The organism is Streptomyces sp. NPDC005496, assembly GCF_042872045.1.
GTDB lineage: Bacteria > Actinomycetota > Actinomycetes > Streptomycetales > Streptomycetaceae > Streptomyces.
Genome location: NZ_JBIAJQ010000012.1, coordinates 68,836 through 95,293, shown reverse-complemented (window position 1 = coordinate 95,293; position 26,458 = coordinate 68,836). Strand labels below are relative to the sequence as shown.

The following is a 26,458-nucleotide window of genomic DNA, read 5'->3' as shown; positions in this document are numbered from 1 at the left end:
CTGAGGTGCCGCTGACCACTCCCCTGTTGCCGCCAGCTGGCAGCCCCGCCTTCTCGCTTACGGGGTCCCGCTCGCCCCACACGTGGGCCGCAATCGCCTCCTGACGCGCCAGCGCGCAGCCGCTTGGACTAAGCCGCGTTGCAAACCTGACCGCCTCCGCTTTCGCTTGACCTGTCAACAACAGGCGCGCTCGTTGCCCCCACGGGAAATCCGTCTCAGGCCACGCCCGCAGGTTCAACACGAAAGGGAAAAAGGCGGCGTCGCCGCATCGGACGCCCGAAAAGCACGCGAATGAACTCGTTCACGGGGTGCACCAGTGGACTCGGGTAATCCCGCGGCTCACGTGAAACGTAAGAGGCGACCGCCCGCCACGTAGCGCGACCCGGACATCCCGGGCCGCGAGGGCTCATTAGCCGCAAGTTGACGAAGTGCTGACGATCCGTCAGGCATGGCATCCGAGTTGAAGCCTCACCGGGGCGACACCCCTCCCCCTTGACTTGCCATTGATGAGCAATTTGAATGTCGGCGCGTTACTTGCCTCGTAAATGATTTGCGTTACTTGTCCGCGTCATCGGATACAAATCGGGCGCCCATCGGCACGAGGCAGGCACATAACCGCTTCAGGGGAGTCTTTCTTGCCCAATGTTCCTGTTCCCAGACCGGGCCCCATAGCCCTCGCCTCGGTCGTGGCCCTGACGCTGGGGGTCCTGCCCGCTACCGCGGCGGTTCCCTCGGCCGCGGCCCGCCCTGCTCAGGCTGTACAGCAGCTCGACAGGGCCGGCGACATTCACCGCGTCACCCTCATCACAGGTGACGAGGTCACCGTCACCACATCCGGAGACCGCACGACCGTCCGCTCCGTCAAGGGCGCGGGCAAGGTCAGGACCGGCTACCAAACCGTCGTCATGGACGGTTCGACCTATGTCTATCCCTTGACCGTTCTGCCGTATGTGGCCTCGGGCAAGCTCGACAAGCAGCTGTTCAACGTGACACGCCTGCTCGCCGACGGCTACGACGACGCCCACTCGGACAAGTTGCCGCTGATCATGGGCTACACCGAGGAGGCCGCCAAGGCCCGTAAGACGTGGAGGCCGGAGGGTTCGGCCTCCGTCCGGAGACTCGACAGCATCGGCGGCGCCGCCGTCATCGAGAAGCGCGCCCACGCCTCGGCCTTCTGGTCCGACCTCACCGCCGGCCCTGGCGCGTCCGCGAAGGCGACCAAGCCCGCCTTCGCCGGCGGCGTCGCGAAGGTGTGGCTCGACGGCAAGGTGACCGCCGACCTGGCCGACTCGACCGCCCAGATCGGCGCGACGAAGGCATGGGCGCAGGGGAACACCGGGGCGGGGGTGAAGGTCGCCGTCCTCGACACCGGCGCGGACGTCACGCACCCCGACCTCAAGGGCCAAGTGGCCGACACCGCCAGCTTCGTCCCCACCGACGAGGGCATGACCGACTCGGTCGGCCACGGGACCCACGTCGCATCCACGATCGCAGGCACCGGCTCCGCATCCGGCGGTGAGGAGAAGGGCGTCGCACCAGGTGCTCGCCTGGCGATCGGCAAGGTGCTCGACCCCAGAGGACGGGGTCAGGCGTCCTGGATCATCGCCGGCATGGAGTGGGCCGCTCGCACCGAGCAGGCCAAGATCATCAGCATGAGCCTGGGAGGCACCGGCGACGGCACCGACCCGATGAGCCAGGCGGTGAACGCGCTCAGCGCCGAAACAGGGACCCTGTTCGTCATCGCGGCAGGCAACTCCGGGCCCAGCCCGCACAGCGTGGACAGCCCCGGCGCCGCGGACGCCGCGCTGACCGTCGGGGCGGTCGACGGCAAGGACCGGCTCGCCGACTTCTCCGGCCGGGGGCCACGTCTCGGGGACGATGGACTGAAGCCCGAGATCACCGCCCCGGGCGTCGACATCCTGGCCGCCCGCTCTCAGGACAGTTCGAGCGGATCCGGCTACTACACGACGATGAGCGGCACGTCGATGGCCACCCCGCACGTCGCCGGCGCAGCCGCACTGCTGGCGTCCGCCCATCCCGACTGGACCGGCGAGCAGTTGAAGCAGGCTCTGGTCAGCAGCGCCAAGGCCACCCCGTCGTACACCCCTTACGAGGGCGGCGCGGGACGGGTCGACGCCGGCGCCGCGGTGCGCACGGACGTCTTCGCGACGGCCAGCGCCTACGCGGGTTTCCACACCTGGTCAACGACCCCTGACCAGACCGTCGTTCGCACCGTCACGTACACCAACGCCGGGGACAGAGCGGTCGACCTCGATCTGACCGTCGACGCGGGTGCCTCGACGGACGTGTTCTCCCTGTCCGAGCGACGGGTCACCGTCCCGGCGCACGGCACGAACTCCGTGAGCCTCACGACGGTGGTCAACCGCATCGCCGCCGACCGAGCCGTCAGCGGCACGGTCGTCGCCAAGGACAGCACCGGTTCCGTCCGGGCCCAGACTCTGATCGGCGCCTCCCGGCAGGGTGAGCGACACAGTCTGACGATCGCCGCGAAGGACCGCTCCGGCCGGCCGATCGCGGGCGGTTCGGTCGTCCTGGCGGCGCGCAACCTCTGGTCGTCGGTGACTCTCGACAAGAAAGGCAGCGCGACGGTCCAGGTCCCTCCGGGCGTCTACAGCGGATGGCTGCTGTCCTCCGTCACCGGCGCCAACGGACCCCACTCGCAAGGCCTCGCACTCCTCAGCTTCCAGAGCGTCGAGGTCGACCGGGACCGTACCGTCGCTCTGGACGGACGGCAGCTCCGCCGGATACAAGCGCATGTGCCGCAGAAGACGTCCACGCTGATGTCCCGGCTGGACGTGGCCCAGCAGTTCGGCGACAGCTCCGTGTCGACCGTCCTCATGACCGACGACACCCAGGACAGCATCTGGGCGCTGCCGTCAGCCCGTCAGGACGGCGAGGGGTTCACCTTCGGCGCGCGCTTCCGCATGGAGGAACCCGCGCTGACCATCGCGACGAGATCGCACACCTACCGCGACATCCTGGTCAAACGCGGGCTCACTCCCCTGCCGGCCGGGACGAGGAAGCTCACGGCGGTCTTCGGCGGGCACGGCTCCGCCGACGAACTCGCCAAGGCCGATGTGCGGGGCAAAGCGGTGGTCGTACGCCGTAGCGACACCCTCACCCCCGAGCAGCAGGCGGCCACCGCCGCCGACGCCGGCGCACGACTTGTCGTGATCGTCAACGACGGTGTCGGCCGACTGCTCCCGACCGCGGACGGAACCCTCGACGGTGACCCGGCCCCGCTGTCCATGGCCACGCTCGACACCGACCAGGGCGCGGGTCTTGTCGACGACGTGCGGCGCGGCAGCGTCACCCTGACGGTCACCTCGAGCCCCACCACCGACTACCTCTACGACGTCGTCCACCACTGGACCGGGGGCGTCCCCGCCGATCCCACCTGGCAGGAACGCAAGAGCCAACTCGCCCGTGTCGACGTCTCCTTCCAGAACTACCGGCAGGACACGGCCTACGAGTACCGCTCTGACCAGGAGGGCTTCTCGGGCGCCTGGGCGCCCTTCCCCGCCCCGGCGCAGGGCAAGCGGACGGACTGGCTCACCGCCGACATCCCCTGGCAGGACGACGCCGGTGTCTACGGCGAAATGGGCCAGGTCCTCACCGACTTCACCACCTACCGGCGCGGCACCACGAGCCAGGTGTCCTGGTTCGGGCCGATCCACCGGCCCCGAATGGGGCCGCTCGGTTACCAGCCGATGCGCTACGGCGACGCGATGTGGCTGCCGGTGCCCGGATGGGGCGACTCCGGTGCCGGTCATGTCGGCAACGCGCACGGCAACTTCGCGGTGAAGAACCTCCTGACGCTGTATCAGGGTGATCGCGAGTTCCCCTGGGGCAACGACGAGAAGCTGTTGCTGTTCGGGCTGGCCCCTGAGCGGCTGCCGTACCGGCTGGTGGCCGACAACGACCGAGGCTCGTGGGCCAATCCGTATTCGCGACACACCCTGACCGAATGGAAGTTCACGTCGGGAGCCGCTGACACGGAGGCGCCTCTGCCCCTGATCCAGCTCGACTACGGCGTGAAGACGGACCTGAGCGGCCGGGCACATCGCCAGGCCTCTCTGACGGTGACCACCTCGCAACTGCCCGGCGTGGAGAGCCCCATCTCCACTGCGACCGTCGACCTCTCCTACGACGACGGGAAGACCTGGCACCGGGCCGGCCTCGACCGCCGGGGTGACAACTGGCGTACCTCCCTGCACGCGCCGAGGTCCGCGCAGTTCGTCACGCTTCGGGTAGGTGCGCGGGATCGTGACGGAAACAGCGTGACGCAGACCCTCACGAGGGCCTTCGGCCTGCGCTGACCGTCCGCGACAAGGGAGCGGGACCGCTGACCGCGGTCCCGCTCCCCCTTACGCATTCCTGAGTGACGTCACAGCGCGACGGGCCGCCGCGAACCCATCCGGGTATTTCTGCGCAGACGCACGAGGGACTCGCCCGGAACACGGGCGAGTCCCTGTCAACGCGTCATGTCCTCAGACGCTGGCCCAGTTGCCGCACGCGTATCCGGTCCCGCCGTCGTACACGCAGATCGCGGCCCTCCACACGTCGAAGTTCGGCTCCGTGGTGGCGGCCTGACCGGCGTTCAGGTAGAGCTTGTACTGAGTACCGTTGTAATCCTGGTACTTCACATAGGCCTTGGCGTACGGGCTGTATCCCCAGACCCAGCTCTGGGCGCCGTCGCCCGGGCTGTTGTCGAACTGGGCCCTGGCGTCTCCGAAGTACGCCGTGATCACCGTGCCGGCAGGCGCGGCCTGGGCGGGAGCGGTGACCCCCAGACTCACTCCGGCCAGTACAGCCGTGCCTGCGACGGCCTGAAGCACCTTCTTCATGCGCATGATTTCGTTCATCCTTCTTTCGAGCACGCCAGACATCCCGGTACGTAGGCACGGGATGGGGTGAGATGAAGTGTGGACCACCGGCCCAACTGCTTGCTTGAGCAACAATACGTACGGTCGGAAGTGTGAGTCAACTCGCATATGCAGGCGCCGTGCTGTGCACCATCTCAAACACGTATGCCCCTCACACATGTGAGGGGCGATCAGCGCGAAAAGCGGGGGCGCCGACGGGCGTACTGCGCGCCCCTGCCTCCACGGCAGATCCGGCTCGCGAGGCCCCGGTGGATATCACCCCTGACCATCTGGCGACGTCGCAAGCCGGACTGTTCACACCGACCGAGCACCGAGCACCGCAATCACGCGACAACCACCGGCGCCCCGAGAGGCACCAGGAGCTATGCGGTGATGGTGTACGACGCCGACGCACGCGCGGCTCGCTATATCGGCGCCGCCCGGCCCGCGGGTCGTGACGTCAGCAGATGCTCTCCGAGCGCGTGTGCAGCGAGCTGCGGGACGCGATCATGCGGGGCGACTTCTCTTCCGGGGAAGCCCTCAAGAACCAGGAACTCGCCGGCAGGCACGCGGTCAGGCTCGCCCTGGTGCGTGAGCGCTCGTCCGGCTGGTCGGGAACGGCATCGTTGACCGGCTGCCCAACAGGGGCTTCGCCGTCGCCGCCTTCTCCGCCCAGCGGTGGCGGGAACTCGCCCAGGCCCGCTGCGCCGTCAAGCCGGTCATGCTGCGTATGGCCACCGAGAACGGGGACCTCGACTGGGAGGCGCGCGTACGCGTCGCGGACCATCGGCTGGACCGCACCCCGGCGTACCTCCCGGGAGAGCACAAGCACCTCACCACCGCGTGGTCTCACGCCCACAGGGACTTTCACCGGGCCTTGCTGGAAGGCTGGGGCAACTCAGGCCTGCTGGACACGTTCGATCGCCTGTGGACGGCGAGCGAACTGGCGCGCCGGTTGTCGGCCACTCGCACCCCCGCCGGCGATGCCGAAGCCGAACACCCCAGCCTCGAACAGGCCACCCTGGCTCGCGACGCCGACACCGCCGGGGCGGCCCTCGTTCAGCACCGCTTTGACCAGCCAGGTGCACGGCGAACTCACCCGCGAGGCCTGACAGGCCCCCACGGCCCGCAACGACTGCCGCACGCAGCAGCCGGCTTCCCCTCCCCGGAGGGAGGGTGTCAGCGTGTCGTTCCAAGGGCGGCCGCGGGCGACGCGAGCACCTTACGCGGCGGGGCGATCGGCCCACGCCTGTTCCAGTGCCCGGGTGAACGCCTCGGGTGACTGGACACCACTGACGCCGTAGCGTCGCTCCAGCACAAAGAACGGCACACCGCTCGCACCGAGTTCGGCGGCGAGCCGCTCGTCGGACCGCACCTCCTCGGCGAAGGCGTCCGGGTTGCCGAGAACCTCGCGCACCTCGGCCTCCTGAAGCCCGGCTTCTACGGCGAGGGCTACCAGGGTCTCCGTGTCGTAGATGGAGGCCTCGTCCGCGAAGTGGACGCGGAAGGCCTGGTCCAGCAGTTCGCTCTGCAGACCGCGGGTCTTCGCGAAGTGAGCGAGACGATGCACGTCAAAGGTGTTTCCGAAGACCCGTCCGCCGACGCGGAATTCCAGTCCTACGGCGTTCGCCATACCCTTGGCCTGTTCCTCCCTGGCGACCTGCTGCGCACGAGTACGGCCGTACTGGGCGGCGACGGCGTCGATGATCGGGACCGTGCCGTTCTCCGCCTGCGGGTTCAGTTCGAAGGAGCGGTGCACGACCTCCACCTGGTCGCGGTGCGCGAACGCGGCGAGGCCCTTGGCGAAGTGCTCCCTGCCCACGTAGCACCACGGGCAGGCGACGTCGGTCCACATCTCGACTCGCATCATGTGAGTTCTCCAATCGCAGTGCCGGCGGACTGACCATCGAAGGCGCTGGAATCCGACCCGGACGATCACAATGTCACTGAACTCCTTGCAGAATAGACGACCGCCCGACTATAAACAAAAGGCCAGGTCAGGGGTCATCTTTTGTGCCACGCTCACCCGCCCATACCGTTCAAGATCGGCTCCCGGTCGTAGGCGCACCGCGCCCGACAAGCCCCCAAAGAGAGGCGCAGCCAAAGCGGTTGGAGACCGCTCCGGTCGCCTCGCCGAGTGCGGTGAGCGCGACCGGGCACGACAAAGGCCGCCTTCACCACGTCCCCGGCGGACGGATCAAGTACTGCTGCTTGATCTCCGCAGGGCCGCGGACATGGTGAAGGCGGGCAGGGGCTTTTCACCCTCCCGCGCAAGGGAGTCGACACTCCGTCCCGCGCGCTGGGCAAGCCCGTCCACATCCCGTCGCAGGAACGGCGATCAGGAGTGATCCGGCGCGTGTTGCGCGACGGCGATCGCGCTGGGCCGGTAAGTCACCAGCGTGTTCCCTTCACCTGCGAGAGGCGTCTTGGCCACCACTCGCCGACCCGCCAGGGAACCCGTGTCCTGCCGCGTGCGGGACGCTGATGGGTCGCGGCATCCGCCCCGCCTACTCGGCCACGCGGCGACCGAGGTCGAGCTCCACACCGTCGGGCTGCTGGAGACCGCGCTCGAAGAGGGAGCGGACACGGTCGGCGTTCTCGGGACGACCGGAGGTCTGGAAGAACGCCTGCAGGCTCGCGCCGTAGGACTGCTCCGTGGGAAGGGACTCCACGTCCACCAGCGCCTTGGTCCGGGTGACGGCGGTCTTGTCGAACCCGGCGACGCGACGGGCGAAGCCGTCCACGAACTGCTCCAGCTCGTTCTCGGGCAGAACGCGGTTGACGTAGCCGTACGCCGCCGCGAGCTCGGCGGGGAAGTCGTCGGCGCCGAGCAGGATCTCCAGTGCGCGCCCGCGACCAACGAGGTGCGGAAGCCGCCCGGTTGGATTGCCGCCGGGAACCGATCCGACGCCCACCTCGAACTGCCCGAGGATGGTGCCGGGTCCGGCGAAGCGGATGTCCGTCGCGAGGACGAACTCACTGCCTGCCCCGCGGGCGCGTCCGTTGATCTCGCTGATCGTGACGGCGGGGACCTTGCCGAGCCGGAAGAGGTTGTCGGCGAAAGGGTGCAGGCCGGAGGCGGCCGGCTTCATGGCGGCGACGCGGGAGCGGTCCGACAGCATGTCCCAATGCGCCATGAAGAAGTCCGGGTTGGCGCTGCGGAAGACGACGGCGGTCAGTTCCGGCGCCTCTTCGATGCGGGTGACCAGCTCGGCCAGCTGCTCGATGGTGTCGGGGTCGATCAGGTTGATCTCGCCGTTGGAGAAGGTCACCCGCCAGTAGGAGGGGCTGACCTCTTCGACGGCGAACTGCTGGTTGGCGCTCATCAGGACTCCTTGAGAAGCGAACGGGGTGAAGGTGTGTGTGGTGCGCGACGCTCTCGCCGCCGAGGGGGAAGGCTGTGGGCCGACGAGCTGTCGGTCCGCCGGCACCGCCGAGGTGCGGACGCCCCGGATGGCCGGGCAGCCGGGCCCACGTCATAGGTGGTAGCCGCGGCCTCTGGGCATTCGGCCCTGACTGGCCGTGTCCGTGGACGCCGCAGGTCCGGTCGACCTGGAACCTGTAATCCAATCTAGCACCTGAATTGGAAAAACCGTGTCAGAGGTAAGCTGACAGCATGCCGAAGCGAAATCACGGACCTGCCGCAGGTGACACTCGTTGTTCCATCGGCCGCACGCTGGAGCTGATCGGCGACCGCTGGAGCCTGCTGATATTGCGCGAGGCACTCAACGGAGCGACCCGTTACTCGGACTTCAGGGACCGGCTGACGGTGGCGAGCGACGTGCTCACCCAGAGACTCGGAGTCCTGGTGGAGGGCGGCGTCCTGGACAAGCGGCCCTACCGCGAGGCCGGCTCCCGGTCACGCATGGCCTACCACCTGACGCCTGCCGGGCGTGAACTCACGGTGCTCTTCGGCGCTCTGCAACAGTGGGGCGACCAGCACTGCCCGCATCCCGACGGCCCGTTGGTCCGCCGGACCAGCAGGACGAGCGGCGACCCTCTGCGAGTCGCGTTCGTCAGCACGGACGGGCACGAGACACCACTGGATGATGTCGATCTGGCGACGCCGGTGGAGGCCGCCTCCGCGCCTTCCGCCGCGAACGGCTCTACCGCCGCGTGCTCCCGGCGCGCCCCTGACCTCGGCATCGCCATGCAGTCCATGGCCCGAAGGCGGAACGGGTAGAGGCGACTTCCCGGTCAGTGGGGACCGCGCCGTGGTGGACGCAGCAAGGCCCACATGGCGAGTGTCCGGACAAGGCATGAGAGTCGTTCGATGCGTCGCTCGACAGTGGAGCGCCTGAGTGTGCACAGCCACACGTAGCTGCCCAAGGAGGCACAGAGGCATCCCCATGCCTGCCACCAGAAGGCTCGCGTGGCGGGCTCGTGACCCGCGCACACGTAGAGGCCGCAAGTGGCTGTCGTGGCCAGTCCCAGCGCGATCAGGCCGGCCTTGACGACCTGGCCGCGGGCTGCCCGACGGGAGGCGACAATGCCCGCCGGAATCTGGATGGCGACGTGGCACAGCAGGACCGTGAACAGTGTCCCGACGGTCTGGGCATAGGTCTCCGCGGACGCAGCCGGAATCCAGAAGAAGCCGACGCACAGCAGAACGCCGCTCAGGTGCATCGCGGCGATGTTCAGCGGGACGTGATACGCGTTCACCCAATGACGCTGACTGTCACTCGTCCGCACGACGCCCTCCCCTGAGGGCCGAGCCCCCGCTCCTGGCCGGCAGTTTACGTGCAGCAGGGTTCGCCGTGCGTGGCGGCCGTTCGGATGCCGTCACCCACGACGGCAGCCTGCCGTACAGGACGAGTTCCTACTCAGGCAGCGCAGGCGAGGGCTCTCCCACGCCGCCGTGTCCGCCCGCCGCCGTGAGGCAAAATCAAAGCGTTCCGTCCTCGGTCCGCCCTTCCGCCACCCACGCGCTGAGGGATTCGTCCACGTGCAGCCTGTCGGTCTCCGCCCCGGAGGGAACCTCCTCCAGAGTCCGGGCGACGAAGCCGCGGAGAGGCCGGGCCGGTGTGGACAGGACGGTCGTTCCGTCGGGGGAACTGATACGTATATGCACCGCACCTCCTCCGGCTTCCAGCTGATGCGCTCGGCGCGGGGCGGGCCACACCTGCACATCTCCGAGCCCCGCCGGTCTTCGCAGCCCTTCCATGAGCAGATCGCGTGCGAAGACCCACTCCACGGGTGGCGCCGAATCCGTGTGCACCGCCATGCGCACGCTGTAGGGCTGGTCCGCGACGTAGTGGAAAGCCAGTGTCACCGGCAGGGAGAACGGACCGTCGAGCAGGACTTCGGCGTCACACCAGCAGGTCAGGGTTTCGTCCGGGGAGAAGGACGGTCCGGAACCGGAGGGGATCGGGTGGTTCATCACGCGCTCGTTCGCTTCCGTATCAGCGCCAGGGGCGCGGTTGTCGGGATCGACTCACGGCCACCCGTGGTGGACGCCGGCGATCTGCCGACTACAACAAGACGACCGGTCGACTCATTCCAGCGCAGCGAACTCGTTCCGGCGCGATGCCCGTGCCCATGGCACACCTCACGGCGTCGGGATGGACATCTTCATGGACACCGTCTTGCCCTGACCGTTGGGGTGGCTCGTCCACTCGTCGGCCACCGCGTCCACGATGAGCAGGCCGCGCCCGTGCTCGGCTTCGGGGATCTCGTCCTCGGCGATCGACAGAGCCGACGGAATGGGCGGATTCGCGTCCGAGTCCCTTACCTCCAACCGGAGATGGTCCGCGAAGGCCCGCAGCCGGACGTCCACATCGCTCCCGGCGTGGATGAGCGCGTTGGTCACGATCTCGGAAGCCGCGAGCTCCACGGCGTCCGCCATGTCCTGAAGCCCCCAGGAGCCGAGCTGGTCGTGCACGAACCTTCGGGTCGCCTTCACCCCGCGCAGGTCACGACGCTGGATGTGCAGTCCGGCTGCCCGGGGCTCGTCCTTGCCGCGCACCCCGTCGTACCGAGCGAGCAACAGCGCGGCGTCGTCGCGGCGCTGCTCGGGGGACCGGAGATCGGAGACGACTTTGTCGGCCAGGTCCTCGAGGTCGGAGGCGGATCTGTCGCCGGAGCCGAGCAACGCCTGGGCACAGGCCTCCGGACCGGACGTGGGGGCGGCGACAAGGCCATTGGTGTAGAGCATCACGACCGAGCCGGCCTGGAGTACGTGCTCGCTTCCTTGGTAGGTGTGTGCCATGGGGACACCCAGGGGCACGTTGGCCGGTGCTTCCAGGGTTTCGAGGGCCCCGTCGTGCCGGCGCACCAGGGGCGCGGGGTGACCGGCCAGGGCCACTTCCGCGGTCCCGTCGGAGGTGTCCAGCGCGACGACGCAACACGTGACGGTCAGGTCGGTGCCGAGCGCGGCCAGCACTCGGCCGGCCCTGTCGATCACCGCCGGAGGGCGATGGCCCTCGATCGCGTAGGAGGCCATCGCGGTACGCACCTGGCCCATCACCGCGGCGCTCTCCATCCCGTGACCCTCGACGTCGCCGACGATCAGCACAGCTCGGTCGTCGGCGATCCTGAACACGTCGAACCAGTCGCCGCCCACCTTTGAGGTCCCGTCGGCGGCTCGGTACCGCGCCGCGGTCGCCAGCCGGGGCAGGTCCGGGAGTTGCGAGGGGAGCAGGAACCGCTGCAGGAACTGGGCGACGCCGCGTTGCTCGGCGCTGAGCGCGACGCGTTCCACCGCCGCTCCGAGCAGCCCTGCCATCATGCCGAGAAGGGCCCGCTCCTCCGGCGGGAACCGGCGCTCGCCCGGGAAGGACAGACAGCACACTGCGACGATCTCGGTGCGGTCGGCGAACGGCAGGTCGACGAACTGCCCGTCACCTTTGAGCGGCAGATACGCATGTGTTCGGATCTCACCGGTACCGGTCTCACCGCCGGCCGGGGGCTGCTCTTCGGTGACGTACAGAGGACGCCCACGGAACGCCGCGGCCGCCGGCGTGCGGTCGTCCACACCGGCACCGTGCAGCGTGCGCGACAGCTCCGAGGAATGGCCGCTGTGTCCCAGCACCCACAGGCGGCCCTCGCGCTCCTGGACCAGCACGATCGACTCCGCGCGCAGCGGCGACATGAGGCAGAACTCGGCGGCGGCCACGACGTCGTCCATGGTCGTGGCGCGGTTGAGCAACTCGGCCAGGCGCCGTAGCGGGAACATCATGCTCGTCCCGGCGGACCCCGGGACGCTCTCCACACCCCAGTCCGGGGTGTGCACGCTCGTGTCCACCTCCGTCTCAGGTGGCACCAGCATCGGTGTCGGCCCGGCGGCCACGGCGATTCCGTCGTCCGCCAGCCCGGCCAGGGCTTGGGCCAGTCGGCGTCCGACGTCCTCCAGCGCCTCGCACTCCGCGGGCCGGTAGGCGCCCTTGGTCTCCAGCCGCAGCACCGTCAGCGCGCCGAAGCGCCGGTGGGCGGTGGCCACGGGCGCCGAGAGGGCCGTGTACGGGTAGGGCAGTACGTGTTCCTGGTCCGGACCCGCCGGATCGGGATCGATGAGCACGGCAGCCTTGCCCGTGGCCCAGGCGCGTGCCGTGGCCGAGGTGGCGTCGAGCGCCATGCGGCCTGGGAACGTGAAGAAGGAGGGAGCACTCCCGCCGGTCAGTGCCAGCCGGAGATCATGCTGGTCATCCACCAGGTAGACCGCGGCCGCCACCGCGTCGAGCCGGCGTCGCGCCTCGCGCACGGCGTGATGCATGGCCTCCGCAGTGTCCGTGCCGTGGGCGGGGCGGGGGATGTCGCTGCGATGCCGTTCTTCATCCGGTGTGCTGCTCCCCACGGGATGGCTCCCTCCAGCGCGGCGACTGCCGGGCCATCGGTAGAGGCTCCGTCGTTCACGTCGATGTCAATTCTTCGCCGTCGACGGCTCCGGCGCGAGCGCGGCGCTTCCGTCAGGGCCACCGGCGTCGCGAAGCACCGCGGCGCGGCTGGAAGGACGTCCGCGCGTACTCGTACTTCCGAAGCCGTGATGGCGCGGCTCGGAATGCGGCGCGCTTCGAAGACCTCTCGCAGCCGCTTTACGCCGGTCGGCTCATCTCACGGGGGCCGGTTGCAGCGCAACCGAGCGCCCCGGCCGGGCCGAAACGGCCGGCGGGAGCTCGGTCCGCTCACCGGTCCCGTGGCAACGGACCGCCTGTCCCGCCGGACGCGGTGGGTGGTGCGGGCCCGCAGCGGCGCACCTCTCCCCCGGACGCGGCCCGCACCGGTCGGATCCGCTGCCGCGTCGAGGTGGGTCAGGCGGACACGGGGCGGGGGTCGTCGCGGGTCAGCTGGTCGGTCACCGTCTTCAGCAGTTCGTCGGAGAAGTGCTTGTCGGCCACGGCCCGCGACATGAGAACGGCGCCGACCAGCGCACTGAGCGTGAGCATGGCCTCGGCGTGCGCGTCCTCGTTGTCGTCGTCCAGGCCGGCGATGAGGTCCAGGTACGTGCGGACCTGCTTCTCGTAGGCCTCTTTGAAGTGACTGTCGCCGCGTCCGGCAGCGGCGCCGAGGGTGACCAGCGCGCAACCGGTGGCGGGCCCGTCCCGGTGCTGCTTGGCGAGGTAGGCGTCGATGAGGCCGGCTCGCGGGTCCTCGTCGTTCTTGTGCGCGGACCGCTCCATCTTCGCCGTCCCCTCCGCGAGGGCGAAGGCGGCGGCCTGGGCGATCAGGTCGTCCCGGGAGTCGAAGTGCTTGTAGAAACCGCCGTGCGTCAGCCCGGCCTCGCGCATCAGCTCCGCGACGCCCGGGCGGTTGACCCCGTCGGTCCGGATCCTGCGCGACGCGATCCGCAGGACGCGTTCGCGGGTCGCTGCCTTGTCCGCCTGCGAGTGGCCCATGACAACCCTGCCTTCCGTGGGACGGAGCCGTGCGGCCGGCACACGACTGGATGACGGTCATCATACACCCTGCCCCACAGGAAAGGGTCTGCGCACTTCGAGCTTGACTTTCAGGATGACGGCCGTAATCTTCAAAACACGATGATGCTCATCATCCAGATCGGAGCGGAACCATGCCCCAGCCCTACGACCCGCGCCGCACAGCCGTGCTGCTGGTCGATCCGTACAACGACTTCCTCTCCGAGGGCGGCAAGATCTGGCCACGCCTGGAGACGATGGCGAAGGAACTGGACCTGCTCGACCACCTGCGGTCCGTGGTGGCCACCGCCCGCGAGGCCGGCGCGCCGGTCGTCTTCGTCCCCCATCGCCGCTGGGAGGAGGGTGACTACGAGACCTGGAGCCACCCCAATCCCACCCAGCTCGGCATCATGGAGCGGCACAGCTTCGCGCGCGGCACCTGGGGCGGAGAGTTCCACCCGGACTTCCAGCCGCAGCCCGGCGACGTCGTCGTCGCCGAGCACTGGGCGCAGAGCGGCTTCGCCAACACGGACCTCGACTTCCGGCTCAAGCAGCACGGCGTCACCCACGTGGTGCTGGTCGGCCTGCTGGCGAACACCTGCATCGAGTCCACCGGCCGCTTCGCCATGGAGCTCGGGTACCACGTCACGCTCGTACGGGACGCCACCGCCGCCTTCCTGCCCGAAATGATGCACGCCGCCCACGAGTTGAACGGGCCCACCTACGCCCACGCCATCACCACCACCGCCGACCTCGTCGACGCGTTCAAGGGAGCACGCTCATGACCCTCACCGGAGAACTGTTCATAGGCGGGGAGCGCGTACCCGCCACCGCCGGATCGATGCAGGCGCTCAATCCGGCCACTGGAGAACTCATCGAGCCGGAGTTCGCCTTCGGCGGTCCCTCCGAGGTCGACCGCGCACTGCGACTGGCCGACGACGCCTTCGACAGCTACAGCCACACCGGACTCGCCGAGCGGGCCGCGTTCCTGGACCTCATCGCGGACAAGCTCGAAGCGGTCAAGGACGAACTCGCGGCCAGGACCTCGCTCGAAACCGGCCTGCCCGTCGCGCAGTTCGAGGGCGAGATCGTCCGTACCGCCGCGGTGTTCCGCAAGTTCGCGACCGTGGTCCGGCAAGGCCGCTTCCTCCAGACGGCCATCGACCCCGCACAGCCGGACCGCCTGCCCACACCTCGCATGGACCACCGCCTGCAGAAGGTCGCCCTCGGCCCCGTGGCGATCTTCGGCGCGAGCAACTTCCCGGTCTCCTACTCGGTCGCGGGCGGGGACACCGCCTCGGCTCTGGCCGCCGGCTGCCCCGTCGTCCTCAAGGCCCACAACGCGCACCCGGGAGCCTCCGAGATCCAGGCCCGCGTCATCCAGGAGGCCGTCGCCGAGGCCGGACTCCACCCGGGCGTCTTCTCGCTCGTCCGCGGCCCCGGCAACGAGATCGGCGAAGCCCTCGTGGACCACCCCCTGGTCCGGGCGGTCACCTTCACCGGCTCCGAGGCCGGCGGCATGGCCCTGTACCGCCGCGCCCAGCGGCGCCCTGACCCCATCCCCGTCTTCACCGAGATGACCAGCGTCAACCCGACCTTCGTCCTGCCCGGCGCCCTCGCCGCCCGCGGCGCCGAGATCGGCACCGGACTGGTGCAGCGCGGCATGTACAACGTCGGACAGGCCTGCCTCAAGCCCGCCATCCTCCTCGCCGTGGACGGCCCCGGTTACGCCGAACTGCGTGACGCGGCCGCCGCCGAGGTGCAGAAGTGGGATGCCCGGCCCATGCTCACCCCCGGCATCCACGACACGTACGCCCGCAACGTCCGGCGCCACCAGGACAGCGGCGCCACCACCCTCGGCCAGGGAGCCGCCCCGGTCGGCGACACGGACGGCCAGGCCCTGCTGCTGGAGGTCACCGGAGCACAATTCCTCGCCGAACCCACCCTGCGCGAGGAGGTCTTCGGCCCCACGCTTCTGCTGGTCAAGCTGACCAGCGAGAAGGAACTACTGGAGGCGGCCCGCGCTTTCCGCGGACAGCTGTCGGCCACCCTGCACGCCGACGCCGCCGACAGCACCACCGCGGAGCAGCTCCTTCCGATACTGGAGCGGCGCACGGGACGCATCGTGTTCAACGCCTTCTCCATCCCCCAGGAGGTCTCCTACGCCTCCACGCACGGCGGCCCGTTCCCAGCCACCTCCGACAGCCGCTTCACCTCGGTCGGCATGGGTGCGATCGAACGCTTCGTGCGTCCGGTGACGTACCAGAACTTCCCCGACGAACTGCTGCCCGAGCCGCTGCGCGAGTCCAACCCGCTCGGTCTCTGGCGGCTGGTCGACGGAGAACTCACCCGGCACTGATCCCTCGCCGCGGCCCCTCCGCCCGTCGGACGGGGCGGCTCGTCCTCGTCCCCACAGAAGGGAGCACTCCCGTGCCCATGAACGACCCGGCCGCGGTCGGCGACAACAGGCCCGACGCACGCGACGAGGTCCGCATGCGGCTCCTCGGCGCATGGCAACTCGTCTCCTACACGGCCAAGGACACCGACGGGGAGATCATCCTGCCCTTCGGTCCCGACCCGTACGGACTGATCGTCTACACGCCCGAGGGATACATGTCGGCCCAGCTCGGACGCGGAGACCGGCTCCCCCTCGACACACCGCGCCTCGAGGAGGCGGGGCCGGACGATCTGGCCCGGACGGCTGCCGGCTACGTCGCCTACGGTGGCCCGTTCGAGGTCGTGGATCCCCACACCGTGGAGCACCACGTCACCACCAGCCTCTTTCCGAACTGGATCGGACTGACCCAGGTACGGAAGGTGGAGTTCGCCGGCTCGTTCCTCCGCCTCGGCGTCACCACCCCCACCCGGCTCTGGGGGGCGGAGCGTACGGCCGAACTCACCTGGAACAGGCTGGTATGACCCCGCGCGGCGCTCCCGCCCGCGCGCCCGGCGCGTTCCCGCACCGACCTGCGCAGGTGCCGCGAAGAGAGCAGGGTTCGGCCCGCCGGGCCGCGGGCGGGAAACCGTCCGCACGCGAGAGGGTCACGCGGACCGCTCCGCCGCGAGTGGAGCGGCCGCCCGCACACACGGCGGGACCGGAGCCGCCACAGACACCGACGCGCTCACGCCGCTCCCGTACCCGTGAGCCATTCCCATGAGGACCCCATGACCAGCGCAGCCACCCGCCCGGGTGTCAGACGAGGGACCATCCCGGTGTTCGCCACGGCGACCGCGGTCACCGTCTCGAACATCTACTTCACCCAGCCACTCCTCGACGCCATCGCGCGCAGCTTTCACACCTCGCCGTCCACGGCCGGGCTCGTGGCCACGACCGGGCAGATCGGATACGCACTGGGAATCGTCGCCATCGTGCCGCTCGCCGACGGCGCCCGGCTGCGCCGGCTGTCCACCGTCCTGCTGGCGGTCACCACCGTCGGCCTCGCGGCGGGCGCCTTCGCTCCCTCGGTCGCCCTGCTGAGCCTCGCCGCTCTCGTGCTCTCCGCCAGCACGGTCCTGCCCCAGGTCATCATGCCGACCGTCGTCTCCATGGCCTCAACGGGCAACGCCGGTCGCGTCCTCGGCGCGGTGGGAACAGGGCTGACCATGGGAGCCCTCCTCTCGAGGACCGCGGCGGGACTCATCGCCGAGGCGACCGGGACATGGCGGGCCGGCTTCGTGGCCGCCGCCCTGGCCACGGGCTCCCTGCTTCTGGTCCTGCCGCGCTACATGCCGGCCGATCCCCCGGCTCCCGCGGTGAGACGGGAGAGCTATCCCCGGATGCTGGCGTCACTACCCCTGCTGATCCTCCAGCACCCTTCCCTGCGGCTGTCGGCCGCGCTCGGAGGGACGGCCTTCGCGGCCTTCTCCGCCTTCTGGTCCTCACTCGCCTTCCATCTCACGCAGGCACCCATCGGTCTGGGACCCGCCGTGATCGGACTCTTCGGGCTCTTCAGCGTGCCCGGAGCCCTGGCCGCCCGCTATTCGGGACGTCTCACCGACCGCTGGGGCTCGCGAAAGGTCAACGCCCTGTCGCTCGCGGCGGCGCTGCTCGCCTTCGCGCTGTTCGGGCTCGCCGGCCAGTCCCTGATCGCCCTCGCCATCGGCTGCAACCTCCTGGGGTACGGCACGACCAGTGGCCAGATAGCCAACCAGGCGCGCGTCTTCGCGGCGCAACCCGCCATCAGGGCGCGTCTCAACACCGTCTACATCTTCGCCGTGTTCGCCGGAGGCGCCGTGGGCTCCGCCGTCGCGGGAGTGTTCTTCTCCGCCTTCGGGTGGACGGGTGTGGTGGGCAGCGGCATGGGCTTCCTGTTGATCGCGGTGCTCGTCCTGGCCCTGGACACCTCGCGCGCCCGACACAGCGCCCGCCCCGCCTCCGCCCCGGCCGACTCCTGCGTGGACCAGGACGCCCCCGGGAGGGAATCCGCAGCCGCACGACGCTAGGGCCTGTCTGACACAGGAGCGACACGAGCCGTCGCCCCTCGCCCGCGGCGCCGGGGCCGAGACCAGACCCCCCGAACCGCAGCCGGCCGCTCCCAGTACCACGCGACGGGGAGGGAACGGCCGTCCGCGCGCACCCGCGTCACGCCCTCGGACCGTCCGCAGTCTCCTACGTACTGAACTACACCCCCGGAACTTACTTGACGTAGCAACTTCTGTGTTAGATTGCTTGTAGTGGCAATTAAGTAGGGCGGCTCGCGAGTCACCCACAAGAAAGGCTTTGCTATGACCAAGATCGGAATCATCCTCGGCAGCACGCGCCCCGGGCGCAACGGCGAGGGTGTGGCCCGCTGGGTGCTGGACGTCGCCTCGAAGCGCTCGGACGCCGAGTTCGAGCTGGTCGACCTGCTCGACTACAAGCTTCCGCACCTCGACGAGGCACTGCCGCCCTCGATGGGCCAGTACTCGCAGCCGCACACGCAGGAGTGGGCGAGCAAGATCGCCTCCTTCGACGGCTTCATCATGGTGACGCCCGAGTACAACCACTCGACGTCCGGCGTGCTGAAGAACGCGATCGACTACCTCTTCGCCGAGTGGAACAACAAGGCGGTCGGCTTCGTCAGCTACGGCGCCATGGGCGGTGCCCGCGCGGTGGAGCACCTGCGCCTCGTCGCCGGCGAGCTGCAGATGGCCGACGTCCGGGCCCAGGTCGGCCTGTCGCTCTTCCACGACTTCGAGAACTTCAGCGTTCTCAAGCCGGGCGACCACCAGGTGGAAGCGCTCAACGCCACCCTCGACCAGGTCCTGGCCTGGAGCCGCGCGCTCGCCCCGCTCCGCGCCGCCTGACCAGCCCCTTGACCGACCGAGCCGGACGAACCCGCGGCGCTACGGGCAACCCCCGCACCCGGGCCGGCTCCATCGGATACGGCACCGGCAGTGCCATCCCGGCGCAGACGGTGTCCGCTCGCCGGCGAAGTCCCACGAGGACGACGCGGGACCGTGCGCTACCGGCGGTTCCGCGAGATCGCTGAGCAAGAACAGGGGGGTCCACGCGTCCTGAGCGAGTGGACCCCCCTGCCTCACGCGGTCGGGCAAACGCCCGCCGGGCCCCATGGCCGTCGTGCTGGGCGCCCGTCTCCGGCAGGGCGCGGCGCCGCCCCTGCCCGGCTACCTTCCGGACGGCCCCTTGCTGCTGTCTTCAGCGCACCAAGGAACGCACTCGGCACTCCGCGCGCATGATCCTTTTCAGCCCTGCGGGACCCGCTCGGACCAGCCGAACGCGGGCCGACCCACCCGGCGCGGCCCCACTCGGAAGCACCGGCAACACCGCAGCCGGGCCGTGAGCCGGTCGACACGTGCGCGGTCGGGCACACCGGCACACGGCTGCATCCTCACCCATCGGCGTCGTTCCGCCATGCGGCGGGCACCGGTGCCGCTCAACTGTCCGCAGGACTCACACGCCCGCTCGCGCGAACCGCGAACGGGTCGCTGTGCCATGTGCCGAACGGCTCACGCTCCGTTCAACCCCGAGTACCGGCACAAAAAGACCGTCATCCTCTCCCCTACAAACCCCGAACAAGGACCCCTGTGTACATCGCCGCTGTCATCCTCAGTGTTCTCCTCGCCCTCTTCTCGCTCGCCGCGGGCGCCCCGAAGGTCCAGATGAAGGGCGACGTGCCGGAAGGGCTCGTCGCCAAGGGGCTCAGCTCCGGCCTGGTCCGCTTCATCGGTCTCGCCGAAGTGGCCGCGGCTGTCGGGCTGGTGGCCGGCATCTGGTGGCAGCCCGTCGGTATCGCCGCCGCCGTCGGCATGGCCGTCCTGCTCATCGGCGCGGTCAGCTACCACGTGAAGTGGGGTGACTACGCGGACAGCAAGACCCGCAACGCCGCCATGGCGCCGGTGATGTTCTGCCTGATCTCGATAGCCGCCGCCTGCACGCTCGCCGCTTCGATCTGAGGCCAAGTCCCCGTTCCCGCCACAGATGAGAGCGGGTGAGCGGCGGCCGGACCGCTGCCGGCGGTCGTAGCTGGTACGGGCCGACGCGGTCCGGCCGCCGCTCACTGCTCACGTCCGGCGACATCCCGGTCAAGGGCTCGGCCGACACCCACATGTCACTCGCCTCCGGACGTCTTCCCCGCCGGGCCTGCGCCGGCGGGCCCGACGGGGATCCAAGCGTCCCACTTCCGGCGGCCGCGGACACAGCGGGGGTCGCACGAGTCCGGGTCCGGACCTGGTTCAGCTGAAGTCGGGGCCGCCGGTGCGCGTGCGCTTGAGCTCGTAGAAGTTCGGCATGGATGCCACGGTGAGCACTCCGTCCCACAACCGCGCGGCGTCCTCGCCCTTGGGAGTGGGGTTGACGACGGGCCCGAAGAAGGCGGTGGGGGCGCTGCCCTGGTCCCGGCCGGGGACCGCGATGATCGGGCTGCCGACGTCCTCGCCGACCAAGGTGATGCCCCTGCGATGGGACGCCCGCAGCTCCTCGTCGTACTGATCCGTGTCGCCGGCGTCGGCCAGGTCCACGGGCAGTCCGGCCTCCCGCAGGGCGTCTTCCAGCGTCGCCCGGTCCTTGGGCCGCTGCTCCAGGTGATAGCGGGTTCCGAGTGCGGTGTAGAGGGGTTCGAGCACCTCGTCCCCGTGGGTGAGGCGTGCGGCCGTCAGGACCCGCACGGGCGCCCACGCCTCCCCCATCAACGTGCGGATGCGCTCGGGCAGCTCGTCCAGTCGATTCTCGTTCAGGACGGACAGACTCATGACGTGCCAGGACACCTCGACGGGTCGAGCCTTGGTGACTTCGAACATCCACCGGGACGTCAGCCACGTCCAGGGGCACACCGGGTCGAACCAGAAGTCGACACCGGTCACAGACTCGGGCGATGGGGATGCGTTCACGAGAACTCCAATGGTCACCACGGTGTCGTTGCGTCGACCGGGGCCCGGACTGAGTCGAGGCGCGGGCAGGGCACCTACTACGACGGTACGCAGGCCCACCCGCACGCGCGCCGGCGCGAACTCCCGCCACGACTGACCGACCGGTCGCCTATAACGTACGGGGGTCACGAGTCGAGTGTCAAAGCAACCGTTCGGACACGCCCCCCTAAGCCTGCAGTTGCGCTTCAGCCTTAAAGCCCGCGGAACCACCTGCACCGCCAAGCGGAGCACCACTTCGCGCACTTGGCCCCGCCCTGCGAACGCGAGGCCGCTACTCGGCCCGGTCAATTGTAATCCTTGACACGGCAATCACTTCACTGATTGTATCGTGCCGCGGTATTCAGCGGCCATCTAATTCCGCAAGCGATCCGCAGGGCTGCATCACATATACCGGAAACCTTTCCAACGAATCCCCGAATCCGATCCGTCATTTCCGGGTCCGGATCGCTCGCTTTCATCAGTGCTACACAGTGGAGCTCGATACATGACAAAGCAACTCTCCGGGAAGACCGCCCTCGTCACCGGAGCTTCGCGGGGCGTCGGCGCTGCGGTGGTTCGCCGTCTCGCGGCCGAGGGCGCCGACATAGCCTTCACGTATGCCAACTCGGAGAGGAGTGCCGAGGCGGTGGTCCAGGACATCACCGCGGCCGGGGGGACGGTGAAGGCCTACCTGGTCGACCAGGGCGACCTCGACGCCGTCTCCACCCTCCCAGGCCAGGTGATCGCGGACTTCGGGCGCCTCGACGTCGTCGTGCACAACGCGGCGATCTGTGTACCCACCCCCCTCGATGATCCGGCCCCCGACATGACAGCCATGGCCCGGCAGTACGCGGTGAACGTCGCCGGCGTCGCGGCCACCACCCGCAGCGCCGCCCCGCTGATGACCGACGGTGGAAGGATCGTCGTCGTGTCCAGCATCAGCGCAGTGCAGGCGACGATGGCCGGCCTGAGTGACTACGCCGCTTCGAAGGCAGCCGTGGAGGGCTACGCCCGCAGCTGGGCGAGGGACCTCGGCCATCGGGACATCACGGTCAACATCGTGCAGCTCGGCCCCATCAACACCGACATGAACCCGGAGACTTCCGACGTCGCCCGAGCCGTCGTGGCCTCGTCTCCTCTCGGACGCTACGGCCGGCCGGACGAAGTGGCCGGCGCGGTGGCGTTTCTCGTCGGCCCGGACTCGTCGTATGTCAGTGGAGCGACGCTCCGTGTGGACGGCGGACTGACCGCCTGACCCGCCCGCCCTCGCCCATGGAGAGCGGCCCGCAGACCATGGTCTGCGGGCCGTTCCCCACGGTCCGGAACACGAGGTGGCAGAGGGTGCGCGACACGCCGGCACCGCGGACACCGCAGCGGCTCGACGCCATGCCACCGTCGCCGAGCCGACCACGCCAGACGCATTCAGTCGACCGCCATCACCTTCACCACGCCCACGCCCGCCCTCACCGAGCGCACCACGACGTCGTACAGGAACCTGTCGCCGGAGGTGGGGCGGACCGTGACGGTCCCGCCCGGCTGGAGGGCCGACTCGGGCGACTGTTCGGGATCGCCTTCCCGCCCGCTGCCGCTCAGTACGGAGACGCGCAATGGGATGCGGCCGACATTGCGAAGGGAGACCGCGGTCGTCTCGGGGCACCTGCCCAGCCGGCCCTCGGTGCAGTTGTAGCGGATGTCCCCGAAAGCTGTCTTGCCGCACGAAACCTCATAGCGAGGGTCCGAAAGCGACCTGCAGACAGCTCCCTTTTCGATCGCACCGGCGACATGATGATCGTGCGCGTGCGATGCCGACGAATGCCACACCAGCGCCCCGAGGACGGCGGCAGCTCCCACGGTGGCGGTTGCGACGTACGTCAAAGGCCACATCGCCGCCCGCACAAGCCGTCCGCTTCTCCCCTCAACCGGCAGGAGTGTGAAACGCCGGTAAACCCGATAAAGCTTCTGCATGGTCGCAACGATCCTGGTGATTGTCCTGGCGGTGGTTTCGGCGAAGGGCCCCGAACCCGTGCGTCAGGACTCGTCGGTCCACCCCGGAGCGGCGCCGTGCCGCACGCGCCACCGGGGGCACTCCCTCCGCCCGGGCTCCAGTCATGAACCGACGGATTCCGTGCCCGCGGAACGACGTTCGTCACCTGTCGCCGCGCACCGGCCGAGACGGCGGCCCTTCTACTGGGTAACGCTCCGGCAGGGGCAGAAGGTTCACCCTCCGCGCCCGGTGGACGGGCCTTCGGTCCCGGAGGGGGAATCGGCGCGATGCGCACCGCGGCTCAACAAGCGACGCAGTACAAGGCGGAAGCGGAGCGCTCGCCGTCAGGCCCCCGTGAGTCAGCCCGCCTAGCGGCCGCGTCTCGGCGTTTCGTGGAGACCGGAGCCAGGACGGGCAGGCTCCTCGTACCGGACTTGGGCGTGAGCGTCAGAACCGTCCCAGGAAGGCGGACGCGGCGCAGCCGTGCGGACGGGGCGGTGCTCTCGGACGGCGTCACTGGTTGTTCCATCGGTACCTCACCATGCGATGTGCGCACCGCGGCGACATCGCGGGGCGGCAGGTGAACATCCACAACTCAGGGAGGCCCCGGGACATTCCGCCGGTCCACTGAGTCCTGCGACACCTGCTCCGTGAGGGTTATGCCTGCACGCGAGCGTCCAGGTGTGAGCATGGGCATACACGGCAGGCGAACCGTCGAGCGTTCATGACACTGGGGTACGGTTGTCGTCGCAGGCCGGACGGGGCGTTCTGGCGACCCTCCGGGACAGATGTACGGCACACTGGTGCTGAGCGTCGGCTTCTGGCACGACATGCACACATGGCCGCAACGGCCGCGTCGGGGCGTCCTGGCCGCCGTCGACGGACGTCACACCTTTCCCCCGAGATCGGTGCACCATGACGCGGCTCCGGCTCTCGGCCACCCGCCTCCTGGACCAGGAAGCAGAGATACGTTTCGACGTGTCACGAAAGACATATGCGCGCGGGCACGCGACCCCGTCATCGCGTGCCGCCTGGGAGCACACACTTCAAATGACCTCGCAAGCCCCACCTCCGGACCACACCCCTCGCGCCCTGCCGTCGCATCGAAACCGGCGCCGGGAGCGGAGCTCCGGAGCCTGGTCACGCACGTTTCACATCCCGTGGAGTAGAGAACCCGTGAGTACAGTCACCCTCCTGTTCGCCTCAGGACGAAGCCGCACCGAGCGGAGACTCGCCTGGCTGCCGGTGCCGCCCGACGAGATCGACGGGCTGCCGACCGGTCTGGAGTACGCGCGATGGGACGGCCGGGGCGACTACCCCACGGACCCATCCCGTGTCGCCTTCTACGCCGCTCCCCTCACCACGGACACCCCGGTGATCGTCCGGCCTCTGCCGCACATGTCCGGTCTGCAGGTGATCCAGGCCCTGAGCGCAGGTGTCGACTACCTCCTGCCCCATGTCCGTCCCGGGGTGCTGCTCTGCAACGCCCGCGGTGTCCACGACGCGAGCACGGCGGAGATGGCCCTGACCCTGACGCTCGCATCGCTGCGTGGAGTACCGGACTTCGTCCGCAACCAGGCAACGGGCCGCTGGTACGGCGGGATACGCCCCTCGCTCTTCGGCGCCACCGTGCTGATCGTCGGGTACGGCTCGATCGGCGCGGCGATCGAGGACCGCCTCCGTCCGTTCGGTTGCAGGGTCATACGGGTGGCCAGCAGGGCGCGTTGGGAAGCGGGTGGGACGATTCACTCCCCGTCCGACTTGGGCATCTTGTTGCCGCAGGCTGACGTGGTGGTGCTCTCGGTGCCGCTGACGGAGCGCACGAGGCATCTGGCCGACGCCGGGTTCCTCGGCTCGATGAAGGACGGCGCCCTCCTGGTGAACGTGGCGCGGGGCGCCGTGGTGGACACCGACGCGCTGCTCGCGGAGGTCGGGAAGGGGCGTCTGAGCGCGGCGCTGGATGTGACCGATCCGGAGCCGCTGCCCGTCGGGCATCCCTTGTGGACCGCTCCCGGCGTTCTGATCAGCCCACACGCGGGTGCGTTCACCACTGCCATGCTCCCGCACGTCAAGCAGTTGCTCGGCAGCCAACTGCGCCGATTCGCCGAGGGCAGGCGACTGCACAACGTCGTACCGGCGATTTCCCTGGCGGGCTGACCGACCGGTCGATGATGCCACCGGGACCGGGCGCACGCGGTCGGTACCGCTTCACGTCACGCGGGAAGCGGTACCGCCGTCCGTGTTCCCTCCCGCGTGCGGAAAGGTGTCGTCGCGCCTTAGAGAGCGGCCGTCAGACGCCGTAGCGTCCGGGCCGTGGGCTCCTCCACGGCCCGGCGGTATCCGGTTCCGGCCCACAGATGGATGCGCTCGTGGTCGCCCGCCGCCGTGGCCGCCTTGCGCAGCGGCGCGGTCAGGTGGTGCACGGCCGGGTATCCCGCCGGTGCGTCATCCTCGTGGCGGTCGATGAACGAGTTGCGCAGGGCGCGTGCCGGCCGTCCGGTGAACGCGCGGGTCAGCACGGTGGTGTCGAAGGCCGGATCCGCCAGGGCCTGCTTGTGCGGGGCGGATGCGCCGCTCTCCTCCGTGCGCAGCAAGAGGGTGCCGATCATGGCGGCCTCCGCGCCGGCGCGGAGAGCGGCCGCCACGTCGAGCGAGGTGCCGATTCCCCCTGCCGCGATGAGGGGCAGGTTCGTCGTGCGTCGGACGGCGGAGACGAGCTGAGGCAACGTCAGAGCACTGAGCGGACGGTCGGGGTCGAGCGTGGCGGAGTGCCCACCGGCCGCCGTCCCCTGCACGATCAGCGCGTCGACGCCTGCCTCCTCGGCCCGGCGGGCTTCGTCGACCGATGTGACGCTCTGCATGACGGTGGTACCTGACCGGCGCAGGGACGCGATCACTGCGGGGTCCGGAATCCCGAAGGTGAACGAGACCCAGGGCACCGGCGTGGCGAGGAGCAGGTCGATCTTCGCCGTCCAGTGGTCGTCGTCCTCGACGGGCGCGCTGTCGGGGAGGCTCAGCCCGTACCGATCCGCTTCGCTCCGCATACGTGCCGCGTAACGGCGGAAGGCGTCCTCCGACACCGGGACCGGATTCGGCGCGAACACGTTCACACCGAAGGGGACTGCCTGTTCCCGGACGGTCCGGATCTGTTCGGCGAGCATCTCCGGCGTCTTGTATCCGGCGGCCAGGAACCCCAGACCGCCGGCCCGGGCGGCGGCCGTGACGAGGGCGGAGGTGCTCCCGCCGCCCGCCATGGGTGCGGCGAGAACCGGGATGTCCACACCGAGATCGGACAGCAGTCGGCTCATGCGAGGTGTCTCCTCAACGCGTACAGGATCAGGCGAACGGACCTCGCCGTCATCACGTCTCCGGAGCGGTCCGTGCCGGGTGTG

General features: G+C 69.4%; 20 protein-coding genes and 1 pseudogene. 11 read left to right on the top strand and 10 right to left on the bottom strand.

All coding sequences use genetic code 11. The annotated features are described in order from the left end of the window. Positions 1–635 precede the first annotated feature (635 nt). On the top strand, positions 636–4,340 hold the full coding sequence (locus ACFYQQ_RS31625) for a S8 family serine peptidase (RefSeq protein ID WP_355785117.1): 3,705 nt from the start codon (positions 636–638) through the stop codon (positions 4,338–4,340). A gap of 171 nt (positions 4,341–4,511) precedes the next feature. Here ACFYQQ_RS31625 and ACFYQQ_RS31620 read toward each other — a convergent pair whose 3' ends face one another. Then, positions 4,512–4,874: a hypothetical protein gene (locus ACFYQQ_RS31620; RefSeq protein WP_356240502.1), complete on the bottom strand. Its 363-nt coding sequence runs from the start codon at positions 4,872–4,874 to the stop codon at positions 4,512–4,514. Between the two features lie 479 nt (positions 4,875–5,353). Between ACFYQQ_RS31620 and ACFYQQ_RS31615 the strand changes: the two are divergent. Continuing rightward, positions 5,354–5,952 (top strand): annotated as a pseudogene (locus tag ACFYQQ_RS31615) (GntR family transcriptional regulator); the annotation flags it as partial. Positions 5,953–6,108: 156 nt separating this feature from the next. Here the strand turns inward: ACFYQQ_RS31615 and ACFYQQ_RS31610 are convergent. After that, the gene (locus ACFYQQ_RS31610) at positions 6,109–6,753 is read right to left on the bottom strand and encodes a DsbA family oxidoreductase (RefSeq protein ID WP_355781710.1); all 645 of its coding nucleotides are present in this window, start codon (positions 6,751–6,753) and stop codon (positions 6,109–6,111) included. A 640-nt stretch (positions 6,754–7,393) separates the two neighbouring features. Continuing rightward, positions 7,394–8,212 (bottom strand): enoyl-CoA hydratase/isomerase family protein, encoded by an 819-nt coding sequence (locus tag ACFYQQ_RS31605; protein WP_356240505.1) that lies wholly within the window; start codon positions 8,210–8,212, stop codon positions 7,394–7,396. 290 nt (positions 8,213–8,502) lie between these two features. Here ACFYQQ_RS31605 and ACFYQQ_RS31600 point away from each other — a divergent pair, with 290 nt between their 5' ends. Continuing rightward, on the top strand, positions 8,503–9,069 hold the full coding sequence (locus tag ACFYQQ_RS31600) for a helix-turn-helix domain-containing protein (protein WP_356240508.1): 567 nt from the start codon (positions 8,503–8,505) through the stop codon (positions 9,067–9,069). A gap of 14 nt (positions 9,070–9,083) precedes the next feature. Here the strand turns inward: ACFYQQ_RS31600 and ACFYQQ_RS31595 are convergent, their stop codons facing one another. The 4 genes from ACFYQQ_RS31595 to ACFYQQ_RS31580 form a co-directional block, all read right to left on the bottom strand. After that, entirely contained in the window at positions 9,084–9,548 is a 465-nt protein-coding gene (locus tag ACFYQQ_RS31595; protein WP_356240511.1) for a hypothetical protein, read from the bottom strand. Positions 9,549–9,771: 223 nt separating this feature from the next. Next, a complete protein-coding gene (locus ACFYQQ_RS31590) occupies positions 9,772–10,266 on the bottom strand; it encodes an SsgA family sporulation/cell division regulator (RefSeq protein WP_355793739.1) in 495 nt (164 codons plus the stop codon). 168 nt (positions 10,267–10,434) lie between these two features. Then, positions 10,435–12,678 (bottom strand): SpoIIE family protein phosphatase, encoded by a 2,244-nt coding sequence (locus tag ACFYQQ_RS31585; RefSeq protein ID WP_388906065.1) that lies wholly within the window; start codon positions 12,676–12,678, stop codon positions 10,435–10,437. 454 nt (positions 12,679–13,132) lie between these two features. Next, entirely contained in the window at positions 13,133–13,717 is a 585-nt protein-coding gene (locus ACFYQQ_RS31580) for a TetR/AcrR family transcriptional regulator (RefSeq protein ID WP_355786261.1), read from the bottom strand. Between the two features lie 173 nt (positions 13,718–13,890). On the opposite strand from ACFYQQ_RS31580, the gene ACFYQQ_RS31575 reads away from it, so the two are divergent. The 6 genes from ACFYQQ_RS31575 (at position 13,891) to ACFYQQ_RS31550 (ending at position 20,131) form a co-directional block, all read left to right on the top strand. After that, on the top strand, positions 13,891–14,520 hold the full coding sequence (locus ACFYQQ_RS31575) for an isochorismatase family cysteine hydrolase (RefSeq protein ID WP_355786258.1): 630 nt from the start codon (positions 13,891–13,893) through the stop codon (positions 14,518–14,520). Then, on the top strand, positions 14,517–16,094 hold the full coding sequence (locus tag ACFYQQ_RS31570) for an aldehyde dehydrogenase (NADP(+)) (protein WP_355786257.1): 1,578 nt from the start codon (positions 14,517–14,519) through the stop codon (positions 16,092–16,094). The genes ACFYQQ_RS31575 and ACFYQQ_RS31570 overlap by 4 nt, the downstream gene beginning before the upstream one ends. A 77-nt stretch (positions 16,095–16,171) precedes the next feature. Beyond that, positions 16,172–16,654 (top strand): lipocalin-like domain-containing protein, encoded by a 483-nt coding sequence (locus ACFYQQ_RS31565; protein ID WP_355786264.1) that lies wholly within the window; start codon positions 16,172–16,174, stop codon positions 16,652–16,654. A 246-nt stretch (positions 16,655–16,900) separates the two neighbouring features. Then, positions 16,901–18,178 (top strand): MFS transporter, encoded by a 1,278-nt coding sequence (locus ACFYQQ_RS31560; protein ID WP_355786255.1) that lies wholly within the window; start codon positions 16,901–16,903, stop codon positions 18,176–18,178. 282 nt (positions 18,179–18,460) lie between these two features. Beyond that, complete coding sequence (locus ACFYQQ_RS31555) at positions 18,461–19,021, top strand: NAD(P)H-dependent oxidoreductase (RefSeq protein WP_355786252.1); 561 nt, start codon at positions 18,461–18,463, stop codon at positions 19,019–19,021. 741 nt (positions 19,022–19,762) lie between these two features. After that, the gene (locus ACFYQQ_RS31550) at positions 19,763–20,131 is read left to right on the top strand and encodes a DoxX family protein (RefSeq protein ID WP_355786249.1); all 369 of its coding nucleotides are present in this window, start codon (positions 19,763–19,765) and stop codon (positions 20,129–20,131) included. Between the two features lie 279 nt (positions 20,132–20,410). On the opposite strand, the gene ACFYQQ_RS31545 is transcribed toward ACFYQQ_RS31550, so the two are convergent. Beyond that, positions 20,411–21,064: a DsbA family protein gene (locus ACFYQQ_RS31545; protein ID WP_356240520.1), complete on the bottom strand. Its 654-nt coding sequence runs from the start codon at positions 21,062–21,064 to the stop codon at positions 20,411–20,413. Between the two features lie 523 nt (positions 21,065–21,587). Between ACFYQQ_RS31545 and ACFYQQ_RS31540 the strand changes: the two genes are divergently transcribed. Then, on the top strand, positions 21,588–22,337 hold the full coding sequence (locus ACFYQQ_RS31540) for an SDR family oxidoreductase (RefSeq protein WP_356240523.1): 750 nt from the start codon (positions 21,588–21,590) through the stop codon (positions 22,335–22,337). A 167-nt stretch (positions 22,338–22,504) separates the two neighbouring features. On the opposite strand, the gene ACFYQQ_RS31535 is transcribed toward ACFYQQ_RS31540, so the two are convergent. Continuing rightward, positions 22,505–23,047: a hypothetical protein gene (locus tag ACFYQQ_RS31535; protein ID WP_356240526.1), complete on the bottom strand. Its 543-nt coding sequence runs from the start codon at positions 23,045–23,047 to the stop codon at positions 22,505–22,507. Between the two features lie 1,195 nt (positions 23,048–24,242). Here ACFYQQ_RS31535 and ACFYQQ_RS31530 point away from each other — a divergent pair. Continuing rightward, entirely contained in the window at positions 24,243–25,223 is a 981-nt protein-coding gene (locus ACFYQQ_RS31530; RefSeq protein WP_355786001.1) for a 2-hydroxyacid dehydrogenase, read from the top strand. 119 nt (positions 25,224–25,342) lie between these two features. Here ACFYQQ_RS31530 and ACFYQQ_RS31525 read toward each other — a convergent pair whose 3' ends face one another. Next, positions 25,343–26,374, bottom strand: a complete 1,032-nt coding sequence (locus ACFYQQ_RS31525; RefSeq protein ID WP_355785998.1) for a nitronate monooxygenase — start codon at positions 26,372–26,374, stop codon at positions 25,343–25,345. Between the last annotated feature and the right edge of the window lie 84 nt (positions 26,375–26,458).